13 protein-coding genes are annotated in these 11,924 nt (G+C 44.2%); 10 read left to right on the top strand and 3 right to left on the bottom strand.

Translation table 11 applies throughout. The features are described from left to right. Together KIV40_RS08605 and KIV40_RS08600 are read right to left on the bottom strand one after the other, a co-directional pair. Nucleotides 1–1,004, bottom strand: a 1,004-nt coding sequence (locus KIV40_RS08605) for an FIST N-terminal domain-containing protein (RefSeq protein ID WP_285348685.1), incomplete at its 3' end; no start/stop codon positions are given. A gap of 112 nt (nucleotides 1,005–1,116) precedes the next feature. After that, a complete protein-coding gene (locus KIV40_RS08600; RefSeq protein ID WP_012127982.1) occupies nucleotides 1,117–1,473 on the bottom strand; it encodes a hypothetical protein in 357 nt (118 codons plus the stop codon). 256 nt (nucleotides 1,474–1,729) lie between these two features. On the opposite strand from KIV40_RS08600, the gene ccoN reads away from it, so the two are divergent. The 10 genes from ccoN to uspE all read left to right on the top strand — a co-directional run bounded on the left by ccoN (nucleotide 1,730) and on the right by uspE (nucleotide 10,713). Then, nucleotides 1,730–3,157, top strand: a complete 1,428-nt coding sequence (ccoN, locus tag KIV40_RS08595; protein WP_005528477.1) for a cytochrome-c oxidase, cbb3-type subunit I — start codon at nucleotides 1,730–1,732, stop codon at nucleotides 3,155–3,157. A 12-nt stretch (nucleotides 3,158–3,169) separates the two neighbouring features. After that, the gene (gene ccoO / locus KIV40_RS08590) at nucleotides 3,170–3,790 is read left to right on the top strand and encodes a cytochrome-c oxidase, cbb3-type subunit II (protein ID WP_005528475.1); all 621 of its coding nucleotides are present in this window, start codon (nucleotides 3,170–3,172) and stop codon (nucleotides 3,788–3,790) included. Nucleotides 3,791–3,799: 9 nt separating this feature from the next. After that, entirely contained in the window at nucleotides 3,800–3,973 is a 174-nt protein-coding gene (locus KIV40_RS08585; protein ID WP_005528472.1) for a CcoQ/FixQ family Cbb3-type cytochrome c oxidase assembly chaperone, read from the top strand. Then, nucleotides 3,973–4,947, top strand: a complete 975-nt coding sequence (ccoP, locus tag KIV40_RS08580) for a cytochrome-c oxidase, cbb3-type subunit III (protein ID WP_005528470.1) — start codon at nucleotides 3,973–3,975, stop codon at nucleotides 4,945–4,947. Before KIV40_RS08585 ends, ccoP begins: the two co-directional genes overlap by 1 nt. Nucleotides 4,948–5,036: 89 nt before the next feature. After that, entirely contained in the window at nucleotides 5,037–5,513 is a 477-nt protein-coding gene (locus KIV40_RS08575; RefSeq protein WP_005528468.1) for a FixH family protein, read from the top strand. Between the two features lie 4 nt (nucleotides 5,514–5,517). After that, entirely contained in the window at nucleotides 5,518–7,881 is a 2,364-nt protein-coding gene (locus KIV40_RS08570) for a heavy metal translocating P-type ATPase metal-binding domain-containing protein (protein WP_285348683.1), read from the top strand. A 14-nt stretch (nucleotides 7,882–7,895) separates the two neighbouring features. Beyond that, nucleotides 7,896–8,060 (top strand): cbb3-type cytochrome oxidase assembly protein CcoS, encoded by a 165-nt coding sequence (ccoS, locus tag KIV40_RS08565; RefSeq protein ID WP_005429857.1) that lies wholly within the window; start codon nucleotides 7,896–7,898, stop codon nucleotides 8,058–8,060. A gap of 9 nt (nucleotides 8,061–8,069) precedes the next feature. After that, a complete protein-coding gene (locus KIV40_RS08560; protein ID WP_228173959.1) occupies nucleotides 8,070–8,747 on the top strand; it encodes a sulfite exporter TauE/SafE family protein in 678 nt (225 codons plus the stop codon). Between the two features lie 90 nt (nucleotides 8,748–8,837). After that, on the top strand, nucleotides 8,838–9,584 hold the full coding sequence (locus KIV40_RS08555; protein WP_005429849.1) for an FNR family transcription factor: 747 nt from the start codon (nucleotides 8,838–8,840) through the stop codon (nucleotides 9,582–9,584). Nucleotides 9,585–9,765: 181 nt separating this feature from the next. Then, nucleotides 9,766–10,713 (top strand): universal stress protein UspE, encoded by a 948-nt coding sequence (uspE, locus tag KIV40_RS08550; RefSeq protein ID WP_285348682.1) that lies wholly within the window; start codon nucleotides 9,766–9,768, stop codon nucleotides 10,711–10,713. Nucleotides 10,714–10,838: 125 nt separating this feature from the next. Here the strand turns inward: uspE and ttcA are convergent, their stop codons facing one another. After that, a complete protein-coding gene (gene ttcA / locus KIV40_RS08545) occupies nucleotides 10,839–11,732 on the bottom strand; it encodes a tRNA 2-thiocytidine(32) synthetase TtcA (RefSeq protein ID WP_005441601.1) in 894 nt (297 codons plus the stop codon). Nucleotides 11,733–11,924: the final 192 nt, after the last annotated feature.

The following is an 11,924-nucleotide window of genomic DNA, read 5'->3' as shown; positions in this document are numbered from 1 at the left end:
CAACGAGCTCTATCAAAGACGCTATTTGTCGATAGAAGTGTTTTGAAATTTTGATTAAATGCTGCGTTCACTACTCTTGCGGCTCTTGCGACAAGATGCTGCCGACTTCCCTGCATCAACGTCAAAGATTCGCCTTCTTGGATACTTGTAAAGAGCTCGATTCCACCTTGTTTGGTCTCTCTTATTGGATGTGAGAGTTTGTAGTAAGGTCTCTCGTAAAGATGCCCAGCGATTCTCCCCAATGGATAAGCACTGGAGTTGGTAAATAGAAAGCTTTCTTTGTCGGATTGTGTCTCTTGGTGATTAGTCCACTCTCGGTAGACATCGAGAGCGGGTTTATTATCTATCTCTAGTAAGATGCGATCTTTCGTTTTCGTCGCAATACCTGTTATCCCCGTTGGAGAATGCCCAGCACTAAAAGCGATATCAACGGGCTGTGATGAGTAAAATAGCGTCAGGCTAACACCGTTTTGCTGAGCACCCTGAGAAGTAATAATCGACCAGTTACCTTCGATATTATTATCCGCAGCCGACCCGCCAATGATGGGGACTAGCGTCCCAAACCTTTCATCAATACATTCGATGATGGTTTCTTCATGCCCAGGGGTTGCGTGTAAAAGGATGAGATTCGGCACCTCTCCTATTCTATCTGCATGCACCAATGCCATGTTTAATGCAGCATCTACACTCGCTTCAACATTTGCTCCAAAAGTTGAGATACCCGTACCATATGCGTGATGGCCCGAATCATAAATCGCGAGTATCGCAATCAACGGCCCTTGGTGATAACCATGATTTGTCATTATCGCTTGGCAGGAGCTAGCACCGTGAACGGTTGTCTCGGGGAATAGCTCAACAAAAGCGCTTTGGATTACTCTGAAATCGTACTCTTCGGTGTAATAACAGACGATATGCGACAGGTTATCCTCAGTCAGCTCAGAGCGAAATCGTTTGATAGCTAAATATTCGTCGGTAATATGAGTAAATAATGATTGGCACTGCATACGATTTTATTATTGGTTATCACTTTACTGTTATACCACTGCGACAATTTAGTGCTAAGCATGACGGTATTAATTGCATAAGAAGATGTAATTATCTCGTGTCAGATCTGATTTATAAATGAACTTGGACAATGTTTTCGTTTAATTTGAAATTAATTGTCTTCTTCTCAGAAATACTATTCCAATCGAGGTCACGAAATTCATCATCGATATTAATAAAATCCCCCGTTTGATTTAGATCAATTTTCAGACTGTCTGTTTTTGAGCTTTCGATCGAAAACCCTTTCGAAGTCTTATTTATGATTATTTTCTCAGCACCAATTGTTACATCACATCGTTGTTTTTGTGAACAATCTACCTCTCTGTTCGTCTCGTAAGTAAAGGTGCGCCAGAAAAAGGCACCTATTAAAAGACTGAGCATGATTAAGATTTGTGCAAGTCGTGCCTTTGTTAACTTTTGTGCGGCCATAATTCCTAATATCCTTGTTACAAACTTCAAACTTTTTAAATAAAAAATGATTTCCAGAGGCCTTGTAAGGTTACTACTCTGTCATTGAATTGTTAATTCAAGTATAGTGTCACGCTGAAAATGCCACTTTTTATTAAAGTCAGCAATGGAAATAAAGTGATGATAACACTTGAATTCTAGAGTTTACTTGGGTGGTGTTACGACGCAAGTCGTGTTGGAAGTAAAGTGTAGTTAATTAGAAATTGGAAGCATGCAAATGAGCCAAGTAAAGCAGCTAGAGCAAAGCTACAACTATACAGTCGTTCGTCAGTTTACCCTAGTCACTATTTTGTGGGGAATTGTCGGAATGGGTGTTGGTGTGTTTATAGCCGCTCAGTTAGTTTGGCCACAGCTAAACTTTGATACGCCGTGGTTAACGTTCAGTCGTTTACGCCCACTGCATACAAATGCGGTAATCTTTGCGTTTGGTACTAGTGCTCTGTTCGCAACATCTTATTATGTCGTACAGAGAACTTGTCAAACGCGTCTTTTTGGGGGGCCACTGGTCGCCTTTACGTTCTGGGGATGGCAAGCAATAATCGTCGCAGCCGCTATTACCCTACCCCTTGGGTACACATCGTCAAAAGAATACGCAGAGCTTGAATGGCCAATAGATATCGCTATTGCTATCGTATGGGTATCATATGCTGTCGTATTCTTCGGAACATTGGTCAAACGAAAGACCTCTCACATTTATGTGGCTAACTGGTTCTTCGGCGCCTTTATCCTCACAGTAGCGGTACTTCACATCGTTAACAGCATGGCTATTCCTGTATCACTTGGTAAATCTTACTCGATTTACTCCGGTGCTGTGGATGCTATGGTTCAATGGTGGTACGGACACAATGCGGTAGGTTTTCTACTGACCGCTGGTTTCCTAGGTATGATGTACTACTTTGTTCCTAAACAAGCTGAACGCCCTGTCTACTCTTACCGTTTATCTATCGTTCACTTCTGGGCTCTTATCTCTCTTTATATCTGGGCTGGCCCTCACCACTTACATTACACTGCGCTACCTGACTGGACTCAATCCCTCGGTATGGTGATGTCTCTGGTTCTATTTGCTCCATCTTGGGGTGGTATGATCAACGGTATCATGACGCTGTCTGGCGCGTGGCATAAACTTCGATACGATCCTATTCTGCGTTTCCTAATTGTTTCATTGTCTTTCTATGGTATGTCTACATTCGAAGGTCCAATGATGGCAATAAAAACAGTGAACGCACTATCGCACTACACAGACTGGACCATTGGACACGTTCACTCTGGAGCATTGGGTTGGGTTGCCATGGTTTCTATCGGTTCTGTATATCACCTTGTACCTAAGCTTTTCGGTCAGGAACGTATGTACTCAGTAAAACTGATCAATGTACATTTCTGGTTGGCGACTATCGGCACGGTTTTCTACATCGTTGCTATGTGGATCTCAGGCGTAATGCAAGGGCTAATGTGGCGAGCAGTTAACTCTGACGGCACACTGACTTATAGTTTTGTTGAATCCGTTGCAGCCTCTCATCCATTCTACTTTGTTCGCTTCCTAGGCGGTCTTATTTTCTTGTCGGGTATGTTCTTGATGGCATACAACACCTACAAGACGGTTAGTGCCCCGAAAGAGAGCTTAAAAGCAGTTCCACAACCGGCTTAGGGAGAATTGAGTGTGAGTAATAATTCTAATAACCGCCACGAAATCTTAGAGCGTAACGTAGGTTTATTGGCAATCTTTATCGTGTTTGCGATTAGCTGGGGGGCGCTTGTTGAAATAACGCCTCTCATCTATCAAAAGCAGACAACAGAGCCTGTTGACAACTTAAGAGCCTACAGTGCTTTAGAGATGGAAGGTCGTGACATCTACATTCGCGAAGGCTGTAATGTGTGTCACAGTCAGATGATTCGTCCTTTCCGCTCTGAAACAGAGCGCTACGGTCACTACTCTGTTGCTGGTGAAAGCGTTTGGGAACACCCATTCCTATGGGGTTCTAAGCGTACTGGTCCAGATTTGGCTCGTGTAGGCGGACGTTACTCTGATGAATGGCACCGTGTTCATCTGATCAACCCTCGCGAACTGGTGCCAGAGTCTATAATGCCAGGTTACCCGTGGTTAGCTGAAAACATTCTCGATGGGAAGCTTACTCCTAAGAAATTGACGCTTTTCAGAGACAATTTTGGTGTTCCGTACACTGATGAGCAAATCGCAAATGCGACTAAAGATGTACAAGGTAAATCTGAGATGGACGCAGTCATCGCATACCTTCAGTCTCTTGGTCATGCGATGAAATAAGGAGTCGATATGGATTTCGGTACAATTCACAGCATCTATACCGTTGTTCTCTTTGCTAGTTTCATTGGCATTGTATGGTGGGCATTTGGTAAAAAGCGTAAAGCACGATTTGAGGAAGATGCCAATCTAGTGTTTGCAGATGAAGAGCAAGTGAAACCAAATAATCAAGGAGTGGAGAAGTAATGACTACATTCTGGAGTCTCTGGGTTATCGTAATTACTGTCGGTACTCTAGTTGGATGTGCAATCCTCCTAACTTGGTGCGCTAAGGATAAAATGGGCGTCGAGGAAGGTGCAGATATGGGACACGAGTACGACGGTATTCGTGAGCTCAATAACCCTCTACCAAAGTGGTGGACCTATCTGTTTATCAGCACTTTTGTATTTTCTGCTGTTTACTTGGCGATGTACCCTGGACTAGGAAGCTTTAAAGGTTTGCTAAATTGGTCCAGTTCAAATCAAACGGTAACCAACGTAGAAGATTCAAAAAAAGCAATATCTGAGGCACAAGAACAAAAACGTCTCGATCAGTACGCGAAAGAATTGGGCAGTGCAGATGCTTACTTCGGTGAAGCATTCCGCGCGCTTGCTCATAACGCAGATGGTCTACGCCCTATCCCTGAGATTGCGCAAGATCCTGAAGCAATTAAAGTTGGTCAACGTTTGTTCCTGCAGAACTGTTCGCAATGTCACGGCTCTGATGCTCGTGGTCAGAAAGGTTTCCCTAACTTAACTGACGATGCATGGCTGTACGGCGGTGAGCCAGCAGCTATCGTGACTACTATCATGCAAGGCCGTATCGGTCAGATGCCAGCGTGGAAAGATGCACTTGGTGAACAAGGTGTTCAAGAAGTTGTAAGCTACACGCTAAGCTTATCTGGTCGTAAAGTGAACGCACGTGAAGCTGAGGCTGGCAAAGCTCGCTTTGTTGTGTGTGCAGCTTGTCACGGCACTGACGGTAAAGGTAACCCTGCTGTAGGCGCGCCTGACCTAACTGACCAAGATTGGTTATTCGGCGATTCACGCGCTGCAGTAACAGAAACAGTCATGAACGGTCGCTCTGGTGTGATGCCAGCTTGGAAGGACATTCTAGGCGAAGACAAAGTTCAACTTGTCGCGGCATACGTCTGGAGTTTAAGCAACTCTGACAATAAGTAACATTTCAATAACAGCCCCTTTCATAGGGGCTGTCTTTCCTTTAAATTTAAAGCCTTACATTTTTTCATTTAGCTGTTGAGAACTTTTTTATGGTAAAGCCTTGGTATAAACAATTTTGGCCGTGGTTCCTGATCATCCTGCCTTTAACTGTTGTGGTATGGACAATCGTTACAGTGGTCGTATTCGCCAACAATTCAGTTTCGTTGGTTGCAGAGGATTATTATAAAAAAGGCAAAGGGATCAATATCGATATTAGTAAAATGAATGTCGCTCGTGATCTTGGTCTTAACGCTACCGTTTCATCTGATGGCAACACCGTTGTCATCACTTTTAATAAAGGCGAATTACCGCACTTCCCTGCGCTAACTGCGACGTTCACGCACCGTACGTTATCAGACCATGATTTCACGAAGCTGCTTACAGCAGATGCAAAAGGTAACTATCGCTTAACGCCAGAAGACTCCATTAAAGGTCCCTGGTTCGTCGAGCTTGAGCCACACAATCAAGAATGGATGATTCAAGGTCGAGTTGAATTCCCTGCGCAACCAACAACTTTGATGAAGTAAATCTATGTGTAAATCCTGTTATCACTGTGGTGAAGATGTACCAGCCAACACGGATTTCAAAGTAGAAATATTGGGTGAAATTCGCGATATGTGTTGTCCGGGCTGTGAAACTGTCGCTCAGACTATCGTCGATAGTGGTCTAGTCTCCTATTACCAATACCGAACGGCGCCAGCAGAAAAGGCGGATCTAGTCCCTGAGCAACTCCAAGCCCTCATCCATTATGATAACGAAGATGTTCAGTCAGAGTTTGTTCGTAACCATGAGAACACTTCTGAAGTCACGCTCTCTTTGGAGGGCGTCTCGTGTGCCGCTTGTGCTTGGTTGATTGAAAAACAAGTATCGGGTGTTAAAGGCTTGGTTTCCATTCGTGTTAACACCACAACCAACCGCGCTCTACTCGCTTGGGATAAAACTCAAGTTCGACTCAGTGAACTGCTGTCGGTCATTCATAAACTCGGTTACAAAGCCGCCCCTTTTGAGGCAGACAAGCAAGAAGCCACCTACCACAATACAATGAAACAATACCTTTATCGTCTAGGTATAGCGGGTCTTGCAACCATGCAAGTAATGATGCTTGCGGTAGCATTGTATTTAGAAGTCTTTGGCGATTTAGAGTCAGAGTTTAAAAACTACTTCCGCTGGGTAAGCTTAATCTTCGCGACACCTGTACTGCTCTATTCTGCTCTACCTTTTTACTTCAATGCATGGCGCAGCATTAAAGGGCGAACCCTTGGGATGGACGTTCCTGTATCCATTGCACTCATATTTGCTTATGTGGCGAGCTTAGTTGCAACGGTGACTGAACAAGGCGAAGTGTTCTTCGAATCGATCTCGATGTTTACCTTCTTCTTGTTAGTCGGTCGATTCTTAGAGATGCGTGCTCGCCGCAAAGCAGCAGCAGCTAGTGGCAACCTTCTCAAGTTAATCCCAGCGATTGCGACGACGCTAGACGGTGAACAAATCCCGGTAAGAACCTTAAAGGTTGGTGATCGCATTCGTGTCCTTCCTGGCGAACATATACCGGCAGATGGCAAAGTGATTTCCGGTCGTATCCATATCGATGAATCTATGCTGACCGGCGAGTCCGTTCACGTGGTTAAGAAAGCCGGAGATGCCGTTTACGCAGGTACATTAAATGGTGAGGAGTCTTTCGAGCTAGAAGTAACGAACTCGAAAGCAGACTCGATGATTTCGAATATAGTCCGTCTTCAAGATGAAGCACAGCACTCCAAACCAAAAATTGCTGAGATTGCAGACGTAGTCGCGCGCTATTTCGTTGGTGCGATTCTAATTATTTCTGCAGGAACTTGGTTGTACTGGCATCAAACTAAACCTGATGATGCGTTCTGGATTATGTTGTCTGTTCTGGTCGCAACCTGTCCATGTGCTCTATCGTTAGCCACACCAACGGCACTAACTTGTGCAACTTCTCGTATGGGTAACTTTGGTATCTTGCTGCGTAAAGGCCATGTTTTCGAAACACTGTGTAAGATTAATCACCTTGTGGTTGATAAGACAGGCACGTTGACCAAAGGCGACATCGAAATAAGCGAAACCCAAACCTTCTCTGATTTAAGCGAATCCGACACTCTTGCCATTGCTGCGGCACTCGAAGCTCATGCCAACCACCCTATTGCTCGCGCATTTTCAGGGTTTGGTCGTGAAGGTTTCACCGTCCGTGATGTTCAAAATATCATTGGCTCCGGTATCCAAGGTATTTGGAATACCAAGACAGTAAAAATCGGTAGTGCAAGCTTCGTTGTGGGTGAAAATCGCGATGAAGGTAACGCCGTATACCTTTCAGTCGATAATGAACATGTCGCAACCTTCTACTACCGCGATCCAATTCGTAAAGAAAGTAAAGCATTTATCCAACGTTTTGCGGATGCAGGCATTAAAACAACGTTGTTGACAGGCGATTCACTACGAAATGCACAGCCTGTTGCGGATGAAATGGGTATAGACCATGTGATCGCATCGGCAAAACCTGAAGACAAACTCGCGTATCTTAAAGGGTTAGATCAAGACGACATCACTATGATGGTTGGTGATGGTATTAACGATGCACCAACGCTGGCTGGGGCACACCTTTCTGTCGCGATGGGCGGTGGTACGGATGTTGCGAAAGCATCAGCAGATATGACGCTTCTAGGCGATAATTTAGAGAAATTATTAGAGGCAAGATTGCTTGCAATACGTACAAGAAAGATAATCCGAGAAAACTTGGCTTGGTCTTTGGGTTACAACCTGTTAATTTTGCCGCTGGCAGTTGCAGGCTTAGTCGCACCATATGTTGCAGTAGTGGGTATGTCGGCAAGTTCTATCATCGTCGTATCCAACTCGTTGCGACTGCTTAAAGAGAAGTAAGTGAGAGATCAAACATGGAAAGTCTATACATATTAATCCCTATCGCCATTGTATTGGTCTGTGTTGCCGTTGCTATCTTCCTTTGGGCTGTTCGTAGTGATCAGTTTGAAGATCTAGAGCGACAAGGACACAACATTCTTCTTGATGAAGACGAAAAACCAAACAACAAAAAACAATAGCGTTTCTCTATGAGCCCAGACTTTATTGGTGCATTTATGATCGGCCTCGTTGGGGCTGGTCATTGCATGGGAATGTGTGGCGGCATCGCCTCTCTCCTTTCCATGGGTGCACCGAACAACAAACCTTCTTCCTCTATTCCACTTTTCTATAACTTTGGCAGACTGGCAAGCTACGCTTTAATTGGCGCAATGGTTGGAGGTGCGATATCAGGCCTTTCAGAGTTAAGCGGTCTTACCCAGTCTCTTGCGTGGCTTCGATTTGTCGCTGCACTTTTCATGATCTTAGTTGCACTCTACATTGCTAAATGGTGGCAAGGGCTGCTTGTTGTTGAAAAAGCTGGGCAGTATATCTGGAAGTTTATTTCCCCTGCAGGACAACGACTACTTCCCTTGAAGCACCCCTCCCATGCATTCCCATTTGGTTTTGTTTGGGGTTGGCTGCCATGCGGATTGGTCTATTCAGCGCTCACTTGGTCTGCCGTTTCGGGCAGCGCATTGAATGGCGGATTAATCATGCTAGCATTTGGGCTGGGGACTCTACCTTCGATGCTCGCGATTGGGTATGGCGCGAGGCATTTTCAGAACCTGAAAAAATCGTTAATATTTAGAAACATCTCAGCATTAATTCTAATAAGCTATGGCATGTATACTGCCGCCGGAGCAATGAAAATGCTCGGTTTCATATAGTATGAAAGTCGATATCAGTCATTTTTTTACTACCCTTTAGAAGTAACCAGTGATAAAATATTGATGTATATCAAATAGTGAAAGGTTGTTATGATTTCTGAAAAACCTGCAACAAAGCGTATCCAATCAGGCGGTTGCGCGATTCATTGCCAAGATTGTAGCATTAGCCAACTGTGTATTCCGTTCACTCTAAACGAGTCTGAACTTGACCAGCTGGATCAAATCATCGAGCGTAAAAAGCCAATCCAAAAAGGCCAAGAGCTTTTTAAAGCAGGTGATGAGCTAAAATCTCTGTACGCTATCCGCTCTGGCACGATCAAGAGCTACACAATTACAGAACAAGGCGATGAGCAAATCACTGCGTTTCATTTAGCAGGTGACCTTGTAGGTTTCGACGCGATTACGGGTGACCTACACCCAAGTTTCGCTCAGGCACTTGAAACATCAATGGTTTGTGAGATCCCTTACGAAATCCTTGATGACCTGTCAGGAAAAATGCCTAAACTTCGTCAACAGATCATGCGTCTGATGAGTAACGAAATTAAAGGCGATCAAGAAATGATCCTTCTGCTTTCTAAAAAGAACGCGGAAGAACGTTTAGCTGCTTTCCTTTACAACCTATCAACGCGTTTCTCGCAACGTGGTTTTAGCCCTCGTGAGTTCCGTTTAACCATGACTCGTGGTGACATCGGTAACTACCTTGGCCTGACTGTTGAAACCATCAGTCGCCTACTTGGCCGCTTCCAGAAATCTGAGATTCTGAGCGTAAAAGGTAAGTACATCACCATCTTAGATCACGATGCATTGATGGAACTTGCTGGCGTTAGCAAAGACTAATCTACCCTATCAATTGATGTAGCTCGAAAATGAGCTACATCATATTTCTTCTAAAATCCCTTCGAAAGTCCTCAAATTCTTCCTCAAACTGAGCTACAGTAAAAATGTACCTTGTGTACTCCAATATACTGATTTACCTTATATTCGGTATTTGGTTTTACAATAATAAGTGGGCTTAGATATGAGTATATACAGTAAGATCCTTGTTGTTGCTGACATCAATAACGATGAGCAGCCAGCACTTGCAAGAGCGGTTCAACTCGCTCGAAAAAGTGTATCCAGAAGCCGAATCACTTTCTTTCTGTCAATCTACGATTTTTCGTATGACATGACCTCAATGCTGTCGGTCGATGAAAGAGATGCTATGCGTCGCGGTGTTATCCACCAACGTGAACAATGGATGCGTAAGATAGCCCAACCGTATTTAGACGATAGCTTCGACTTTGATGTTTGTGTTGTTTGGCATAATCGCCCTTATGAAGCGATCATTGCTGAAGTCTTTGCTGGCGGCCACGACATCGTTATTAAGGGAACGCGTAAACACGATGTTCTAGAATCCGTCATTTTCACTCCTACAGATTGGCATCTGTTGCGTAAGTGCCCTATCCCTGTGCTTCTAATTAAGAACTCCGATTGGCCAGAGCACGCGAAGATTCTCGCGTCTGTTCATGTAGGTTCGGAAAACCCAACGCACATTGATTTGAACTATTCAATGGTCGAGCGCCTTAAAGATATCACCAATCGTCTCGATGCTGAACCGTATCTCGTTAATGCCTATCCGGTTACTCCGGCGAATATTACGATTGAATTGCCTGAGTTTGACCCAACAACGTACACAGATGCAGTTCGTGGGCATCACCTAACCGCAATGAAAGCACTTCGCCAAAAGCATGGTTTGGATGAAGAGCAAACAATTGTTGAACAAGGTCTGCCAGAAGACATTATTCCTGCAACGGCAGAAAAGCTTAATGCAGCAATGGTTATTCTTGGTACGACAGGTCGTACGGGGCTTTCGGCGGTGTTTATTGGTAACACAGCGGAGCATGTGATTGATAAAATCAATTGCGACGTACTGGCATTGAAACCAAACGGTTACATCAGTCCGCTCGATCCAAATACAGCGACATAACAGCGCTTTTTTAAAGTAATATAGAAATAAGAAATCCCCCAATTGTTGGGGGATTTCTTATTCTGTTTACTGCCCTGGAGGCACGCAAATTAAAAAGGAGGCTCATTTAGCCTCCTTTTTTCGAATTAGATGTTGGTCACATCGATAAACATTGATTCGTCAATGTTCGTCGACGATACCACAGCTTCACTGAATTCGTATTCTTCGCGATTTCCTTCACGGTCCAGTGGAAGGTTTTCAAAGTCGAACAATTCACGATCAGCAAGCTGGCTTGGGCTTACGTTTTGGATGGATTTAAAGATAGCTTCTACGCGACCTGGTGTCTTCTTATCCCAATCAATCAGCATTGCCTTGATTGATTGACGTTGTAAGTTCTCTTGTGAGCCACATAGGTTACAAGGAATGATTGGGAACTCTTTGTGCTCAGCGTACTTGATTAAGTCTTTCTCACGACAGTATGTCAGTGGACGAATCACAACGTTACGGCCATCATCTGAACGAAGCTTTGGAGGCATCGCTTTAAGGCGAGAACCATGGAACATGTTCAAGAACATCGTTTCTACGATATCATCCATGTGGTGGCCAAGCGCCAATTTAGTCGCGCCGATCTTCTCTGCGAATGAGTAAAGCGTACCACGGCGAAGACGCGAACATAGGCCGCAAGTCGTTTTGCCTTCTGGCACTTTTTCTTTAACCACTGAGTAAGTGTCCTTGTCTACGATGTAGTAAGGAATGTTCAGTGTTTCAAAGTAATCTGGAAGAATGTGCTCAGGGAAACCTGGCTGTTTCTGGTCAAGGTTAACTGCAACCACTTCAAACTTGATCGGTGCTGCCTTTTGTAGATTCAACAGGATATCAAGCATCGCAAATGAATCTTTACCACCACTAATACATGCCATTACAACATCGCCTTCTTCGATCATGTTGTAATCAGTAATGGCATTTCCAACATTTCTTCTTAGGCGCTTCTGAAGCTTGTTGAATTCTAGGGTTTCTTTTCTTGTATCTACTTGGTTCATTGCGGGCTCTCACATCGCCGATAAATCGACTAGGGCTTCCTAACATGGGTTTCTATGGGGCGTGGATTATACGAGCTTTTTGCGCAGGATTAAATGTTTGTGTGACCGAGTCGTCAATAAATGCACTCTAAAACAGCGCGATGGGCAATAAAAACAAAAAAGAGCCACCAAGGCAGTAATGCCAGTCAGTTA

The sequence above is a fragment of the Vibrio sp. D173a genome (genome assembly GCF_030248475.1).
This window is presented reverse-complemented; position numbering and strand designations above follow the sequence as displayed.